The organism is Lysinibacillus sp. TE18511, from assembly GCF_054062295.1.
In genome coordinates this window covers 28,129-44,396 of sequence record NZ_JBSSFD010000013.1, presented here as the reverse complement: position 1 = coordinate 44,396, position 16,268 = coordinate 28,129, and the positions used below count along the sequence as shown (strand labels likewise).

19 protein-coding genes and 1 riboswitch are annotated in these 16,268 nt (G+C 37.0%); of the genes, 11 read left to right on the top strand and 8 right to left on the bottom strand.

Annotated elements, in window-relative coordinates:
• The first annotated feature begins 4 nt into the window (after window positions 1-4).
• The 3 genes from ACVWXS_RS11910 (at window position 5) to ACVWXS_RS11900 (ending at window position 2,876) form a co-directional block, all read left to right on the top strand.
• Entirely contained in the window at window positions 5-811 is an 807-nt protein-coding gene (locus ACVWXS_RS11910; protein WP_068982970.1) for an enoyl-CoA hydratase/isomerase family protein, read from the top strand.
• Window positions 812-831: 20 nt separating this feature from the next.
• Window positions 832-1,974: a CaiB/BaiF CoA transferase family protein gene (locus ACVWXS_RS11905; protein WP_456958356.1), complete on the top strand. Its 1,143-nt coding sequence runs from the start codon at window positions 832-834 to the stop codon at window positions 1,972-1,974.
• Window positions 1,975-2,108: 134 nt separating this feature from the next.
• Window positions 2,109-2,876, top strand: coding sequence for an IclR family transcriptional regulator (locus ACVWXS_RS11900; RefSeq protein ID WP_456958355.1), 768 nt, complete (start codon window positions 2,109-2,111; stop codon window positions 2,874-2,876).
• Window positions 2,877-2,940: 64 nt separating this feature from the next.
• Here ACVWXS_RS11900 and ACVWXS_RS11895 read toward each other — a convergent pair whose 3' ends face one another.
• The 3 genes from ACVWXS_RS11895 to ACVWXS_RS11885 form a co-directional block, all read right to left on the bottom strand.
• Window positions 2,941-3,504: a 5' nucleotidase, NT5C type gene (locus tag ACVWXS_RS11895; protein ID WP_456958354.1), complete on the bottom strand. Its 564-nt coding sequence runs from the start codon at window positions 3,502-3,504 to the stop codon at window positions 2,941-2,943.
• Between the two features lie 173 nt (window positions 3,505-3,677).
• Complete coding sequence (gene ribD / locus ACVWXS_RS11890; protein WP_456958353.1) at window positions 3,678-4,787, bottom strand: bifunctional diaminohydroxyphosphoribosylaminopyrimidine deaminase/5-amino-6-(5-phosphoribosylamino)uracil reductase RibD; 1,110 nt, start codon at window positions 4,785-4,787, stop codon at window positions 3,678-3,680.
• A 15-nt stretch (window positions 4,788-4,802) separates the two neighbouring features.
• The gene (locus ACVWXS_RS11885) at window positions 4,803-5,534 is read right to left on the bottom strand and encodes a GTP cyclohydrolase II (RefSeq protein WP_368635292.1); all 732 of its coding nucleotides are present in this window, start codon (window positions 5,532-5,534) and stop codon (window positions 4,803-4,805) included.
• 272 nt (window positions 5,535-5,806) lie between these two features.
• Here ACVWXS_RS11885 and ACVWXS_RS11880 point away from each other — a divergent pair, with 272 nt between their 5' ends.
• From ACVWXS_RS11880 to ACVWXS_RS11865, 4 genes are all read left to right on the top strand, one after another.
• Window positions 5,807-6,442, top strand: coding sequence for a TrkA C-terminal domain-containing protein (locus ACVWXS_RS11880; RefSeq protein WP_068982976.1), 636 nt, complete (start codon window positions 5,807-5,809; stop codon window positions 6,440-6,442).
• A 280-nt stretch (window positions 6,443-6,722) separates the two neighbouring features.
• Window positions 6,723-7,922 (top strand): quaternary amine ABC transporter ATP-binding protein, encoded by a 1,200-nt coding sequence (locus ACVWXS_RS11875; RefSeq protein WP_368635293.1) that lies wholly within the window; start codon window positions 6,723-6,725, stop codon window positions 7,920-7,922.
• Window positions 7,915-8,769 carry an ABC transporter permease gene (locus ACVWXS_RS11870; RefSeq protein WP_456958352.1) on the top strand — a complete coding sequence of 285 codons (855 nt, stop codon included), beginning with the start codon at window positions 7,915-7,917 and terminating at the stop codon, window positions 8,767-8,769. The genes ACVWXS_RS11875 and ACVWXS_RS11870 overlap by 8 nt, the downstream gene beginning before the upstream one ends.
• A 93-nt stretch (window positions 8,770-8,862) precedes the next feature.
• Window positions 8,863-9,738 carry a glycine betaine ABC transporter substrate-binding protein gene (locus ACVWXS_RS11865; RefSeq protein ID WP_456958351.1) on the top strand — a complete coding sequence of 292 codons (876 nt, stop codon included), beginning with the start codon at window positions 8,863-8,865 and terminating at the stop codon, window positions 9,736-9,738.
• Between the two features lie 174 nt (window positions 9,739-9,912).
• On the opposite strand, the gene ACVWXS_RS11860 is transcribed toward ACVWXS_RS11865, so the two are convergent.
• Both ACVWXS_RS11860 and ACVWXS_RS11855 read right to left on the bottom strand, forming a co-directional pair.
• Window positions 9,913-10,227, bottom strand: a complete 315-nt coding sequence (locus ACVWXS_RS11860) for a DMT family transporter (protein ID WP_374963228.1) — start codon at window positions 10,225-10,227, stop codon at window positions 9,913-9,915.
• On the bottom strand, window positions 10,227-10,568 hold the full coding sequence (locus tag ACVWXS_RS11855) for a DMT family transporter (protein ID WP_223553010.1): 342 nt from the start codon (window positions 10,566-10,568) through the stop codon (window positions 10,227-10,229). Before ACVWXS_RS11855 ends, ACVWXS_RS11860 begins: the two co-directional genes overlap by 1 nt.
• A gap of 300 nt (window positions 10,569-10,868) precedes the next feature.
• A riboswitch (guanidine-I (ykkC/yxkD leader) is annotated at window positions 10,869-10,965 on the bottom strand.
• A gap of 283 nt (window positions 10,966-11,248) precedes the next feature.
• Here ACVWXS_RS11855 and ACVWXS_RS11850 point away from each other — a divergent pair.
• Window positions 11,249-11,722, top strand: coding sequence for a YbaK/EbsC family protein (locus tag ACVWXS_RS11850; RefSeq protein ID WP_456958350.1), 474 nt, complete (start codon window positions 11,249-11,251; stop codon window positions 11,720-11,722).
• A 159-nt stretch (window positions 11,723-11,881) separates the two neighbouring features.
• Here ACVWXS_RS11850 and ACVWXS_RS11845 read toward each other — a convergent pair whose 3' ends face one another.
• Window positions 11,882-12,922: a DUF418 domain-containing protein gene (locus ACVWXS_RS11845; protein WP_456958349.1), complete on the bottom strand. Its 1,041-nt coding sequence runs from the start codon at window positions 12,920-12,922 to the stop codon at window positions 11,882-11,884.
• A gap of 217 nt (window positions 12,923-13,139) precedes the next feature.
• Here ACVWXS_RS11845 and ACVWXS_RS11840 point away from each other — a divergent pair, with 217 nt between their 5' ends.
• Window positions 13,140-13,406 (top strand): Parvovirus coat protein VP1-like protein, encoded by a 267-nt coding sequence (locus tag ACVWXS_RS11840; protein WP_456958348.1) that lies wholly within the window; start codon window positions 13,140-13,142, stop codon window positions 13,404-13,406.
• 28 nt (window positions 13,407-13,434) lie between these two features.
• Here the strand turns inward: ACVWXS_RS11840 and ACVWXS_RS11835 are convergent, their stop codons facing one another.
• Entirely contained in the window at window positions 13,435-14,223 is a 789-nt protein-coding gene (locus tag ACVWXS_RS11835; protein WP_456958347.1) for a GNAT family N-acetyltransferase, read from the bottom strand.
• Between the two features lie 197 nt (window positions 14,224-14,420).
• Between ACVWXS_RS11835 and ACVWXS_RS11830 the strand changes: the two genes are divergently transcribed.
• Both ACVWXS_RS11830 and ACVWXS_RS11825 read left to right on the top strand, forming a co-directional pair.
• The gene (locus tag ACVWXS_RS11830) at window positions 14,421-14,585 is read left to right on the top strand and encodes a hypothetical protein (protein WP_456958346.1); all 165 of its coding nucleotides are present in this window, start codon (window positions 14,421-14,423) and stop codon (window positions 14,583-14,585) included.
• 117 nt (window positions 14,586-14,702) lie between these two features.
• The gene (locus ACVWXS_RS11825) at window positions 14,703-15,230 is read left to right on the top strand and encodes a GNAT family N-acetyltransferase (protein WP_456958345.1); all 528 of its coding nucleotides are present in this window, start codon (window positions 14,703-14,705) and stop codon (window positions 15,228-15,230) included.
• Between the two features lie 61 nt (window positions 15,231-15,291).
• Here the strand turns inward: ACVWXS_RS11825 and ACVWXS_RS11820 are convergent, their stop codons facing one another.
• Window positions 15,292-16,155 (bottom strand): AraC family transcriptional regulator, encoded by an 864-nt coding sequence (locus tag ACVWXS_RS11820; protein WP_456958344.1) that lies wholly within the window; start codon window positions 16,153-16,155, stop codon window positions 15,292-15,294.
• Between the last annotated feature and the right edge of the window lie 113 nt (window positions 16,156-16,268).

Genomic DNA, 16,268 nt, shown 5'->3' with positions numbered 1-16,268 from the left:
ATCAATGACTGATTTACTTTTTGAAGTGCAAGACCATATTGCCACAATTACATTAAATAAACCTGAAACGTATAATGCTTTCAGTGAAGAAATGATTTCTGAATGGATTAAAGCTCTTGAGGTTGTTCGTGACTCAGACGATATTCGCGTTGTCATTGTTAAAGGCAATGGGAAATCTTTTTGTGCAGGTGGCGATATTAAAGCGATGCAAGCCGGTGAAGGGTTTTTCAAGAGTGAAGAAGATATCTCCTCCACAGGTTTAGCAAGAAAAAATTCACTATGGAAAAAGATTCAACGTATTCCCCTACTACTTGAGGAAATTGATAAGCCTGTTATTGCACAAGTACATGGATTTGCAATGGGCGCCGGTCTTGATATGGCCTTAATGTGTGATATTCGGATTGCTGCAAAATCTACAAAAATATCAGAAAGCTATATTAACGTAGCAATTGTTCCTGGTGATGGTGGTGCTTATTATTTACCAAAATTAATAGGCATCGATCAGGCATTGGACATGTTCTGGACAGCTCGTGTATTAACTGCTGATGAAGCAAAAGACAAAGGCGTTGTGACATTTGTTGTGGAAGACCATGAGCTTGAGGAATACACATTGAATTATGCGAAGGAATTAGCAAGTCGTCCAACTACGACATTACAATTCATAAAACGTGCTGTTTATCAAAGTCAACGGATGGATTTACGTTCTGCTCTTGACTATATTTCATCACAAATGGCCATTGTAACTGAGCTAGATGATTTTAAAGAGGGTGTAAGCGCAGTTGTTGAAAAACGTAAGCCTGTATATAAATGATGTGTGTAGGAGGAAGGACAATGCAACCTCTTGAAAATATTCGAGTGTTAGATTTATCTCGTGTTTATGCTGCTCCTGCTGGCTCCATGATGTTGGCAGATTTAGGAGCAGAAGTAATTCGCATAGAACATCCGAATGGCTCTGATAGTATGCGTGACTGGGGGCCATTTGTAAATGATCAAAGTACGTATTATTTATGTGCTAATCGCAATAAAAAATCAATCACTTTAGATTTAAAAACAATAGAAGGCAGAGAAAGATTTAAAGAGCTTGTCAAAGATGCTGATGTCGTACTCGAAAATTTTAAGACTGGGGACATGGAGCGGATGGGGCTAAGCTATGAGGAACTAACAAAAGTGAATCCAAGAATCATTTATTGTGCTGTAACGGGATTCGGTCAAACCGGTCCTCTTGCGCATGAACCAGGCTTCGACCCAGTTATTCAAGCAATGAGTGGTTTAATGCATGTCACTGGCTCAACTGAAGGTGAAGCGACAAAAGTCGGCGTCCCTATTGCGGATATTTTAACCTCTAATTATGTTGTCATTAGTATTTTAGCAGCTCTACGAATGCGCGATCTAACAAATAAAGGTCAATTTATTGACTTAGCTTTATTAGACGTTCAAATGAGTAGCTTAGCGAATGTAGCTAGCGCTTATTTAAATACAGGTTTTATCTCAGAACGTCTAGGTAATCGTCATAATAATGTTGCGCCGTATCAAGTGTTTCACTGTGCGGATGGCCCATTAATGATTTGTGTTGGTACAGATGGACAATTTCAAAAGTTCTGCACAATGTTGAAACGTGAGGACTGGGCCCATGATTCACGCTTTTTAACCAATACGATGCGCAAGCAACATGAAGCTGAGCTTGTTGAGATGATTACTGACATTACGATGACTAAAACACGGGATGAATGGATTACATTATTACAACAATACAAAATTCCAGGTGGACGTGTGAACACGATTGCTGAAGCACTAGAACAACCGCAATTTATTGCACGTGACATGATTGGTGAAATAGAGCATGAGCAATATGGTACCATCAAATTCATCAAAAATCCGTTAAAGTTCTCAAATTTAAATATTCAATATAAATTAGCACCGCCGATACTTGGAGAACATACTAACGAATTCCAAAAGTCCTCTCTACCAAAATAAAATTGCGCTATAATAGAAGTAAATTTTATCTTCAACTAAAAAATGTTTTTATGCTCAAAAACATAACGGCATGCATATATGAAGATAAATCCTCCGGCGGAAGTCGAAGAAAATTTTATTACGTAGGTGACGGGATGAATCAGGAAATTTTCGAAAAAAACTATACAATGTCATCGCTGCACAAAGCTATTAAAGTGTTAAAAGCTTTTTCAAAAGATGAGCCTAGCCTTTCCCTAACTGAGTTAAGTAAAAAAACAGGGATAAGCATTTCCAGTTTACAGCGCTTCGTTTCTACCTTTGTATACGAAGGCTTTCTTCACAAAGATGAACGTACAAAGCGCTATCAATTAGGTCATTCACTTCTATATTTAGGAAATTTAGTAAAAGAAGAATCAAGTCTTATTATTGTCGCTGAACCTATCTTGAAAAAGTTAAACGAAGAAATTGGTGAAAGTGTTTCCATGAATATTATTGATGGATTGGAGAGACGATGTATTTTAAACTATGATTCAACATATCCGCTTTCAACGAAAATGTTTGTTGGTGACACCTCCCCCCTTTATGCAGGTGCATCATCTAAAATATTGCTCGCTTTTATGCCCAATGTTGATGAATATGTAGAGAATATAAGTCTTGAACCTATCACTGATCATACAATACTTTTAAAAGAGCAGCTATTGAAGGAATTACAGCATATCCGTTTACAACGTTTTGCAAAAAGTAATAGCGAACGTGTGCGCGGAGCATGTTCTTTATCTGCACCAATTTTAAATGCTTCTAACCAAATAATTGCATCGGTGTCACTCGTTATACCAGAAGTACGATATAGTGACTACAATGAAAATTTATTAATTGAAACTATTCAGAGCGTTGTATTACAAATCGAAGAGCAATTGTATTAATAAAAACAATAAATAAACCCGAATAGGTTCACTTTTAAAGTGTCCTCTATTCGGGTTTAATGCTTTAATTATTCGTTAATCTTAAAAAATCATGCCAATGATTTAAGCGTGGCAGTTCAACATGCTTGTTATACGATTGATTTTTTAAAATTACTTTTGTCTTCACATCTTGAAGTGTTTCTAATACAGCTGGTTTATCATCTACATAAACATCTAAAGCAAGTTCTTTTATGATTGCTACTTTTTCTGTATCTTGCATGCCGCAGAAAAAGTGACCTTCTGTTACTGGGAAACCTTGTGCCCTCATCCATTCACGTGTTTGCTCACAATACTGTTTAGGACGTGAAGTAATATAGTAAATAACATGTCCCTGTTGTGCCAAAGCTTGGAGTGTTTCTAGCGCTCCCTCAAAAGAAGGACAGTCCGTAAAATATATATCCTCTAATGAACGGTTCCACATCGCCGCTCCTTCTGTGTCTGTTAATCCAAAAGGTTCGTGAATTTCAACTCTTTGTAAGGCTTGAAATGCTTCTAATGCAACATTTTTACCAAGCTTTTTATTATAGAGTGCAAAAGCGTGTGCTCGTAAATCAATAAGTGTGTCATCTATATCAAAGCCAAATTTCATCTAGTTTTTCTTCCCTTCAAGAAGCCTTGTTTATGAAGCTTTTTCATTTTGCTTCACTAAAACTTCCCCAACAAATTGCCAACGCCTTCTTCATTTTAACGCCTGCGCAAGTGGCGAAAGTAATTACCACGCCACTCGGCCCATCCCCTACGATTCATACTTCTGCTTGACCGTTAGTTTCCCTCAGTTTTCTTCGGATAGGCAATAATACGTAAATCTTGCCCTACTTGCTCAAATGAAGCAAATTCTACATCCCATGCCTCATCCATCGTAGACGGATTAGGACCAGCAAAAGGTGTGAATGATAAACGACCACCGAGTACCTTTGGCGCTATGTAAATCACATATTTATTGATAGCACCTTGCTGTAAAAATGAAGAGTTTACGGTACTTCCACCTTCTACCAAAATATCAGTAATGCCATATTGATATAGTTTTTCAAGCATATCATCCACAACAAGCCCCTCAGATTCATGTCGAACTGGTAATACAGTTACGCCTTTTTCTTCGAACGCTGTTATTTTTTCTTGGCTGACATTCTCACTACAAACAATAATCGTTTTAGCTTCTTCAACATTTAGTACATTAGCATGTGCTGGTGTACGAAGTGAGCTATCCATAATAATGCGTACTGGATTTTTTCCGTAATCTTCTTTTAATCTTGTCGTTAATGATGGATTGTCGGCTATGACTGTACCAACACCCACTAAAATCCCATCCACCTCATGACGAATATGGTGAACATCCTCACGTGCTGCCTCACCAGTTACCCATTTGGAATGACCCGTATGGGCAGCTATTTTTCCATCTAAAGTCATCGCAAATTTTGAAATAATAAACGGTCGTTTTGTTAGCATATTGTGAATGAAGCGTTCATTTAAGCGTTGAGCTTGAGCTTCAAGCACACCTACCGCAACCTCTATGCCCGCATCTCGTAACAGTTGAATACCACGCCCAGCTACAGCCGGATTGGGATCTTGCATGGCAACAACAACACGACTAACAGCTGAATCCTTCACTAAATTTGCACATGGAGGTGTTTTTCCATAATGTGAACATGGCTCAAGCGTTACATAAAGTGTCGCACCTTTAGCATGTTCTCCAGCCATCCGGAATGCGTGTACCTCTGCATGCGGTTCACCTGCTTTTCTGTGTAAACCGGTTCCAACGATTACATCATCTTTCACGATTACTGCCCCTACAAGTGGATTAGGGTTCGTATTTCCTCTAGCACTAGCTGCTAAATCGAGTGCTAGCTGCATATATTTTTCATCTGTTGTCATCTTCAAATCCTCCACTTACTTCTTTTCTCGTATATGTCCAGATTTTTCAACTTTTGTGTCTAAATAAAAACGGTTTGTCTCCGTTACCCCTCCCCATAATGGGACATGTCCGTCCGCTGCTAAGCCATGCATCTGCAATGCTGCAAGCTTCTTCGGATTATTGGTAATGAGTGTAACTGCTTTTGAACGAAGTGCAGCTAACACAGTAATGGCATCTTCATAAGAACGAGTATCGTCTTGGAAGCCGAGAGCATGATTTGCTTCAACCGTATCTAACCCCTCTTCTTGTAATAAATAAGCAAGAGATTTCGAGAATAGCCCGATGCCACGACCTTCATGATCTGCTAAATAGAAAATAGCTCCACAGCCATGCTCCACAATCATTTTCATCGATTCATGTAATTGATAACCACAGTCACAACGCTGGCTTCCAAAAATATCACCTGTATGACAAATGCTGTGCATGCGAATTAAAGCATCCTCCGCATTTGCGAAATCTCCATAAACAAGCACTGACGATTGTTGTAAAAACGCTAAATTTGCAGATGCTAATCCATCAATAATTTCTTCTTTTGATAGTTCGGCATCTACTTTTAACCAGTTGTACCATTGAAATGTTGCTGAAAAATCGCCTTGTTTTATTGGTAATTTCACCGGACCAACTAGGCAAATATTTTCAGTTTCAGATTGCTTCATGATTGTCATTTTGTCTTTCACTATATCCATAACTTTAGTTGTAATTGTCATATTTTTCTCCAACCTTCTATATGTTAACAGCTAGCTAAATCTACTAACTGAGCACTTGTATTTTCGCAACACTTACATAATGTAACTTAGTTTATAATAATAACTGAAAGCTGTCAAATAACTGCTTCTAATCTATTATAAAATTAATCAGTATAAAAAACTGCTACAAGACATTTTTATCATATACTAATAGCTTATGGAGATGCTATTTTTTCTGTGCAGGCTAGTCTATAATAAGCTGTGGTAACTGTAATGACGAAAGGAAGTTTAGAATGAACTTAGAAAAAAATGTTCAGGTGAAGCAGCCAAAGTACCAACAAATAGCTGTTGATTTGGCCTCAAAAATCGTGGAAAGAAAATATCAAATCGGGGATAAAATTTATGCGAGATCCTCGCTTGCTAGCCAATATAATGTTTCTGCAGAAACTGCAAGAAGAGCGATTGCTGTTTTGCAAGACTTGGAAATTGTGGAGGCCTCTAAAGGCAGTGGGGTCATCATTAAATCATACGAAAAGGCTGCGCATTTTGTCCGCCAATTCCATGATGTTCAATCTGTTCATGAAATACAAAATGAACTTATGACTAGTATTCAGAAACAGCACCTAGAATTAATAAATTTGCAGGAAAAGACTAAACAGCTAATTAGTCGAACTGAACATTTCCGATCCGTCAACCCATTTATCCCGTATCAATTAGAGATGACAGCTGAAAGTCCTTGTATCCATCAGACTGTACAAACATTAAATTTTTGGCAAAATACATCTAGTACGATTGTTGGTATTCGTCGTGGAAATGAATTATTACTGTCACCTGGTCCTTATGTATCTTTTGAAGAAGGAGATATCATTTACTTTATCGGTAATGACGAATGTTTCGCTCGGGTTCAGAGTTTTTTATATCCAAATTAAAAACCGCTTAAGCGCTGATATAACAGCGTTTAAGCGGTTTTTTTCTCATTTGTCGATTTGACAAAAGTAACAACCCTTTGTTAGTGTTAAGTTGTTACTTGTTTATTTTTGGGTATCATTATCCTCAAATAGTATTTATCTTCATTCAGTGAGTGTCCAAACACCTACTGTAATAGAGGAACTCAGACTAAGGACTTCACATCCTGTGAAAACGCCCGAGTGAACAACATCATGTTAATTACGCCAAGGCGAAATTCGAACTATGAAAGGAGTGGTTCTATTGGAAAAAATTAAAGTGGAACATGTTTCTAAAGTTTTCGGAAAACATATTCCTCAAGCATTAGAACTCGTCAAGCAACAAAAAAGCAAGACTGATATCTTAAAAGAAACAGGTGCAACTGTTGGTGTATACGATGCAAGTTTTACTGTGAATGAAGGTGAAATCTTCGTTATTATGGGATTATCAGGAAGCGGAAAATCTACACTTATCCGACTTTTAAACCGTCTTATAGAACCTACAAGCGGAAATATTTTAATCGATGGAGAGAATATTTCTAAAATGGGTAAAGAGAGTTTACGTAATGTAAGAAGAAACAAAATGAGTATGGTCTTTCAAAACTTCGGTTTATTCCCCCATCGTACACTTCTTCAAAATACTGAATATGGCCTTGAAATCAGAGGCATCTCAAAGGAAGAACGTCAAGCAAAAGCGGAACAGGCTCTCGAAAATGCAGGCTTGCTTGCTTATAAAGACCAATATCCAAGTCAACTATCAGGTGGTATGCAACAGCGTGTTGGATTAGCACGCGCACTTGCTAATGATCCTGAAATATTACTAATGGATGAAGCTTTTTCTGCACTTGATCCATTAATTCGAAAAGAAATGCAAGATGAGTTACTCGATTTACAACGTACATTAAAGAAAACAATTTTATTTATCACCCACGATTTGAATGAAGCACTGCGTATTGGTGATCGTATCGCCATTATGAAAGATGGCTCAATCATTCAAATTGGTACAGGGGAAGAAATTTTAACGAACCCAGCAAATGATTATGTAAAAACCTTCGTGGAAGATGTCGATCGCTCCAAAGTACTAACAGCTGAAAATGTCATGGTTCGACCGGTATATGTCAATGTTGACTTAGATGGACCGACCGTAGCTCTTAAAAGAATGCGTCAAGAAGCTGTTAGTTTGCTGATGGCAGTTGACAAAAATCGACATTTAAAAGGCTATATTACCGCTGACGACGCATTAGCTGCTGCTAAAAAACATGAACAAACGGTGCATTCAATCGTTCAATCAGAGGTGTTAACCGTTCCACCAGATATGCTTTTACAGGATATTTTAGGTATGATTCATAATTCTCCTACTCCTATTGCAGTTGTAAAAGATGAACGCTTACTAGGTGTTCTCATCCGTGGCGTTGTTATCGAAGCACTTTCAACTAGCGATGAGGAGGCAACTACACATGTATAATTTCTTAGATAATATACCAGCTATACCACTGGCTCCGTGGGTAGAATCAGCTATGGACTGGCTGACGAATAATTTTTCTGTATTCTTTGACTCAATTCAAAAAAATGGAAAGCTACTCATGAATCAGGTTACAGATTTATTAGTTAACATCCCTGCTATTGTTCTCATTTTACTTGTGGTTATTTTCGCCTTTTTCGTTACTGGTAAAAAATTCGGGCTCGCAACGTTTTCACTCTTAGGCTTGCTATTTATTTATAATCAAGGCTTATGGACACATCTTATGGAAACAACTACGCTCGTGCTCTTTTCAAGTATTATTTCAATCATAATCGGTATTCCACTGGGCATTTTAATGTCCAAATCAACAATAGCAGAAAACATTATTAAACCTATACTCGATTTCATGCAAACGATGCCTGGCTTCGTATACTTAATTCCCGCTGTTGCATTCTTTGGAATTGGGATAGTACCTGGCGTATTTGCATCCGTAATTTTCGCCTTACCACCAACTGTACGTATGACGAACCTAGGCATTCGCCAAGTACCAAAAGAATTGGTGGAAGCTGCGGATTCATACGGTAGTACGGCAAGTCAGAAACTATTTAAAGTAGAGATCCCTCTTGCGAAATCAACTATTATGGCTGGGATCAACCAAACGGTTATGCTATCACTTTCCATGGTTGTAATCGCCTCAATGATTGGTGCACCTGGCTTAGGTCGTGAAGTATTAACTGCACTACAACGTACACAGGTTGGGAATGGCTTTGTTGCCGGTTTAAGTCTAGTTATTTTCGCCATTATTATAGACCGCTTAACACAAAGCTTTAATAAGAAGAAAGCTGTTTAATAGAGGCAAAATCATTAGTAAATGTCCTAGTTTTTCACTTTTATTACTAGGATTTTTGTTTCGAAGTTTATTAAAATAAGGAAGGAAGATTCGATGAAACTGAAAACATTATCTAAATTAGGAATGGCTTTAGGACTTGGTTTTTTACTAGCTGCATGTAGCGGCGATGATTCTAGTAAGAGCAGTGGTGACTCAAAGGACGTCAATCTAGCTTACGTAGAATGGGATACAGAAATTGCTTCAACACACGTAGTTGGGCAGGTGCTCGAGGATTTAGGCTACAATGTAACATTAACACCACTCGATAACGCTATTATGTGGGAGGCAGTTTCAAAAGGTGAAGCAGACGGAATGGTTGCTGCATGGTTACCAAATACACATGGCCCACAGTATGAAAAATATAAGGATGATCTTGATGAGCTAGGTGAAAACCTTACTGGTGCCAAAATAGGCTTAGTAGTACCAAGCTATATGGACGTTAATTCGATTGAAGATTTAACAAATGAAGCAGATCATACGATTACAGGTATCGAGCCAGGAGCTGGGATTACTGCTGCTACAGAAAAAGCTTTAGAGGAATATGATAACTTAGCAGATTGGAATCTATTAACTTCTTCATCTGGTGCTATGACAACTTCACTTGCTAAAGCAATTAAAAATAAAGAAGACATTATCGTAACAGGCTGGTCTCCTCACTGGAAATTCGCTAAATATGATCTTAAATACTTAGAAGATCCAAAAGGTGTTTATGGTGGCGAAGAAACGATTAACACCTTCGCTCGAAAAGGTCTAAAAGAAGATCAACCAGATGTCTATTCTGTACTAGATAACTTCCACTGGACAGCTGAAGATTTAGAGACTGTTATGCTAGAAATTATGGATGGCAAAGACCCAAAAGAAGCTGCTAAAGACTGGGTAGATGCCAATCCAGACAAAGTGGCTGAATGGACGAAGGATGTAAAAAAATAATTTCAAAAATTGACAGACAACTGACGAATGGTTGTCTGTCATTTTTATAAATAAAAAGCTGAACTTTTTCAAATTCCGAAAAGGTTCAGCTTTACCTATAGGTTTTAGTGAAGGATATCATGATTACTTTTAAATTTTTAACTTTCTACTTGATTAACATTTTATCAGTATTAGTTAAGATAGTATTTTCAAAAATATCGCTGCCCCTAAAACAAGGGCAATGCAAACAACACGTCTCCAGTCCTTGGATTCATTAAAGAGTAGCATACCAAGTAAAGCACCACCTGCAGCTCCAATTCCTGTCCAAATTGCATATGCTGTACCCATTGGTAATGTTTTCATAGCATACGCTAGACCGGCAAAGCTTAGCGTAAATACAAAAATTAATAATGCCAAATTTTTCATACTCTTAACTTCATTATATTTACTAATCATATAAACACCCATCATCTCACATAAGCCTGCAACTACTAATACAATCCATGCCACTATTCATTCACCTCTTTATCTTTAGGTTCCCCCGTCACAAGCTTTAAGCCTACGACCCCTACGAGTAAAACGACGATACATAAAATTTTAGCTAGCTTCCACGGCTCTCCAAACAGCAAACTATCCGCACACACAGTTCCTGCTGTACCCAAGCCTACGAATATCGCATAAACAGTACCAACTGGTAAACTTTCTCCCGCCTTAATTAGTAAATAAAAACTAACAAAAATTGCAATAACGGTACCAATCCATTCAAGTACACTTCCTGCATGCTTTAAACCAATGACCCAGCCTACTTCAAAAAAAGCAGCAATTATAACACTTAACCATTGTTTGTTCATTGCGAATTCCTCCATTTTATTGATAAACACGAACGGGATGACTATCATTAAGCAGTTCTATACTTGGCGAGAGTGGAGTAGATTCTCTTGCCTCCTGGTTAGTTCTTATTAGAGGCGGAACGATTTTCTGGCCGACCTAATCACTTCCCATTTGAAGCCGAGCAGTTTTCTACCCTACCTGCTCACTTCTCTTTTGAAGCGGAGCAGTTTTCTTCTCTCCATGAGCGTTTCTTTCCCTCTGAACACGCCTCAATTTAGTCAAATAAAAAAAGCCTAAGGAACACTGCTATAAACAGTACTCTCTCCCAGGCTTTTATCCTTCCGTGTCACAAATTCAATTTGTGGTTTTCTCTCGGACCAGACTAGCAATTGCTACGGAACCCTAGAAAACTATCGTATATGATTATGTTACTAGTATAGCAAACTATTTTGTCATTTTCCACTAGTACATATTCTACTTTTCCAACTAGTACTTGTCCTTCACCTGATAACTTCTTTACATTCAGATCGGTTCCTACTGTCACAGCATAAGATTCAGATATGAGTAGGAATGTACCGTTATGAAAAAGCGTAATTTTACACTAACTTTATTTGTACTAGATTATTTCCGAAAGATAAACAACTATATATTCTGAAAATTATGTTAAAATAAAATGTAGTATTGTAAGGAGGTATTACATATGGCTATTGAAAAAGTTCGTAACTATTTAGCACAATGGAATGTGGAACACAAAATACAGGAGTTAAACGAAAGCTCAGCGACTGTTGAACTTGCAGCACAGGCACTCGGATGTGAGCCTGAACGTATTGCAAAATCCTTGTCCTTTCAAGTGAATGATGGGGCTATATTAATTGTTGCTGCGGGCGATGCCAAAATCGACAATGCAAAATATAAAGCCATCTTTGGCACAAAGGCGAAGATGCTTGGAAAAGATGAAGTACTTGAAAAAATTGGACATGAAGTAGGCGGTGTTTGTCCGTTCGGCGTGAATGCAGGGGTCGCTATTTACTTAGATGAATCACTTAAACGCTTTACAACGGTATTCCCTGCATGTGGTAGTAGTAATTCCGCTATTGAGCTTACTATTTCTGAATTAGAAACCTATACACCCTATCAAGAATGGGTTGACGTTTGCAAAGGCTGGAATGAGTAATCCAGCTATAAAAATCGGCGAAACTTTATAAAAAGTCTCGCCGATTTTTATCTTCATTCAGTAATTGTTTTGTGTAGCGAAAGCAAAGCGGCAGCTACAATTGTTTTGTAACGTAAATCCAACGAGTTAAGATCCCTGGGAAATCGAAATCATTTACCATCAGAAAGTTGCTTTTCTTCCATATGTCATAAAACGCCACACCTTTTCAAATGGCCCCATTTTAAAGAATTTAAACCAGATGACACTAAAGATTATTTGAATGACAAAAATTAAAGTTGCAATGATAACAACATCAGAAGGAGAGACAACTTCAAGCCCCATTAACGAAATAAGAGCTAGGCCAATAAAGCTTTGGGCTAAATAATTTGTAAAGGCCATTTGACCAACTCGTCCAATTGGCTTAAGAAGCTTCGCAATTTTCTTATTCTCTAAAATAACAAATAGACAAGCTAAATAAAAATACGTTGTCGGAATTACCCCTAAACCAATTATTAATTGTAGTTTTTGATATTCTCCTTGAGCAGCAAACCAAATCCAAAGAGAGATGCCTGCAAAAAGTGGGAATGTCACAAATTGTATCCATTTTAATTGTTTAAAATGTTCACTAATATGTCCAATCCAATCAGCTTTTGCTACTAAAAAACCACTTAAAAACATGATGAAAATAGCGACTGCATCATTTCCTAATAAACTAAAAATAGTTGAAAAGGCTCCTTGATTTGGCATAAACATTTGTCCGAGTAAGCAGAATACATGAACTGAAATAATAGTAAATAGCCATTTACTAATCGTTGAAATCTTTGCATTATAAAAAGGTAAAAGGAAAAAACCTAATATTGCATAAATAGCTAAGATTGAACCCCAGAAAATAAAAATATGAACAATGCCAATTAGTAATAATGCTAATAAACGTCTCGCAAAACGCCATCTTGGCTTATCTCCACGAGCTTCTGCACGTGAAGCAAAAATATAAAAACCTACACCAAAGAGGAATGAAAAAATCGAAAAGAATTTCTTCTCTATAAAGATATCTATAAACGTATTAATAATACCATTTATTCCACTATAGTCAGTCATCGGTCCTCCCTCTACTATTACCTGGTAGGCCGCTACATTTATAAACAAAATTCCAAATAACGCCAACCCACGAATAATATCTAAAGAAACGATTCTTTCTTTTTGAGTAACAGATGGATTCATTTTTTAAAACTCCTTCTCTTTCATACTTTACTGCGCTATAGCTATCATAGCTTCCCATCCTTACAATAGTTTTTTTTTAAGCTTACAGTAACCTTACAAACTATAGATTGGTGCATCAGTTATTACCTTTTTTCAAATACATTAGTTTTTAATCCCCTTCTAAAAGCAAAAATTCCATATTTTATAGTAACAATTATCTTTTAGAAAAGGAGATTAGATGATGTTCAGACAACGCAAATTTGGTTTTTGCTACCCTGGTTATAGATACTGTGGACCAGGATGTTCAGGACCAGGTGAACCCCTAAATGCTGTAGATTCATGCTGCAAATTACACGACGAATGTTATGCTCGATATGGTAGAACAAGATATTGCGATGAAATGTTCCAAAACTGCTTACTGCCTAAAATGAACGCTAATAATAAAATGGCTAGAGATGCTAAATTGTTTTACAATATTTTCGAAATGCGTAAAAGATTTTTTTAAACAATAAAGAAAGCTCACGATGTTATTTCTACACCGTGAGCCTTTCCTTATAAAAAACTGTATATTTTTTTGGATTAGAAAAGCTTAGCTTAGTGCCTAAATGATAAGATCCTTGATTTTGAATATCGCAATCCCAACAGGGCTGTAAATCATTTATGAGGCAATAATCAATAAATTTCTCTGCAATGAAGCTTGCTAACCCTTTTCCTCTATAATTCGGATCAGTAACTATATCAATCTCTGCAAATTGATGCGATTTAAAAATAGAAACCGCTTCGCTAATAATTTTGTCTCCATGCCGCAGACAAAAACCAAAACCATTTTCAAGAAAATTACTAGTAGAACCCCAGTATTCCTCATAATATTTACTGTCAAATTCTAAACATTGATCAATTTGATGTTGGCTGATTTTAATATAATCGTAGTCAAGTGAATTTCGTTTCTCTCTATTGTTATAAGCATTTATTTCAAAGCTAAAAGTGTATCTTTCAAGTTTTTTTATACAACCATTTAATCGTTGCTCAATTTTTGCGTTCCAATCATCTGAATAAGAGAATAATGTGAAACGTTTACTTTGCTCAATAGATTCTTGAAATATTGTCACGAGTTTACTTACTAATGCCTCGCTGAACGAATCGCCATAAACATAGTATATTCCTGAGTCGGTTTGAAATAGTAGTGAATGAAAGCTCGCATTGTCGGCATAGACAGCGCCTTCTATAACCTGATCTAGTATGCTGTAGACAAATGTTGGTGCCCTTCCTATTGTTTCTTTGATAATCGAATAATTCTCGGTGGTTACCTTGATCATTATCATTTCCTCAATTCTTTTGATATATCTTCATACAGTATAGCATTTTAGCAATTACTAGAATTATTGTTTAATATTGTGTCATCATCAGAAGTTGTGAATGACATTTGTTAAACCTATACCTTGTATATAAGTTGATTGGAGTGGAGGTTGGGTGACTCCTCGGGGATCAGCGTCACAGATGAGACCCTGAGGCCAACACGATGTTGGTCACGAAGGCATTGTCACAGGACGTGACGAACTTAGCCTTCGTTCCTTTAGCGAGTGAAGCGGCTCATCGGACGCCCCTAGGAAGCTCTGCTCTGCGCGAAAGCGAAGCGTCAGCGGCAAAGCGCCCAGTCGAAACGGAAATCAACCACACGTTTTAATGAAGAGCCTTACTATTGAAATATTGTATACTAGGTACATAATATTTGAAGGGACTGAATTATGCGCAGATAGCAATATTTTTCATCTAACTTAATAAAAACTTGGAGGTAAAAGTATTGATAGAACAAATTTACACAAAAAGATTATATTTAAGAAAAATGAAGATGGCTGATGCACATAGTTTATTTAAAATTTGGTCTGACCCGGAAGTTACAAAATTTATGAATATCATTAATTTTACTCATGAAGAACAAGCGAAGAAAATGATTGAGCTTTTTGATCAATTTACCGAGGAGTGCAAGGCTATTCGCTTAACAATTATTGAGAAGGAATCAAATGAGATCATCGGCTCTTGTGGATTCAATTCTTTTGACCTTAAGAGCGCTACTACAGAAATTGGCTATGATCTTGCTAAACCTTATTGGGGAAAGGGCTATGCACCAGAAAGTATTTCAGCTTTGATAGATTATGCTTTCACCACTTTAGACATAAATAGAATTGAAGCAAAGGTAGCGCCTGGCAATATAAATTCTATAAAAGTATTAGAGAAATTGAATTTTACTTTTGAAGGAACTTTTCAAGAATATGAAGAATCAAAAGAATCTTCTTATGACATTAATGTTTATTCTTTATTAAAAAATTGATGTAAAAAATATTAAAGCCAAGAATGTTACCGATGAACATTCTTGGCTTTTTCAATCGTTGTTACTTAATCGGAATCCAAATTTCAGAATAAAGGTCAGGACTAAATGGATCTTCGTCTGAGTATACTTCAAGCTCAGCCGTTCCAGTAGGTTCATATGGATTAGATGGGAACCATTCAGAGTAAATTTGTTTCCAAGTATTTTGCATAGCATCCGGCATAGGACCATGCACCTCAAACACAACCCATTTGGAGGCTGGTACTTCCATTGCCAATAGATTTTCTGGGACATCCCCAATATGATCTGTTGCAATCCAATAATCAATTAGGCCATTTTTTTCTTCGCCAGCATTTGGTACACATACACCAAGTACTCCTTTAATTTCTCCATTATTTAATGTAAATAAACGATTATCCATCCCTTCACTGTTTATTTCATCCCAAAATTGTGGAATGCCTCGCATATTCTCACCATTTTGACAATTAAACGTTCTTTTTACCCCTACCACTTGAAACTTTTCTTTTTCTACGATTTTATACTTCATTGGTTCTGCTCCCTTCAGGCTTACCTGGATGACCAGGCGATTGTATGATTGTAGTTGTCCTTGCTTCTTTCTTGCTTCACTAGGCGTTAGTTGATGCTGCTTCCGAAACGCTTTTGTGAAAGCTTCAGGAGAGTCGTAGCCATATTTGTAGGCGAGATCGATTACCTTTTGCTCAGTATTTATTAATTCCTGTGCAGCCAATGTTAGCCTTCTACGTCTTATATAATCTGCAATAGACATATCCGTTAAAATTGAGAAAGTCCGTTGAAAATGAAAGACCGAAGAATTTACCTCACGTGCGATTTGCTCCATTGTGATGTCATCTAATAAATGCTCCTCAATATAATTAATTGCTTTTTGAATCGACTCAATCCAACTCATTGCTCTCACTCCTTGTTTATAGCTTAAAACATCTAAATTAGTTATTCCTGTCTTTTTATGCTAACTTTGGACTGTTAAAAATGAAAGCTTTATTTTTATTGGTGCGTGGGATT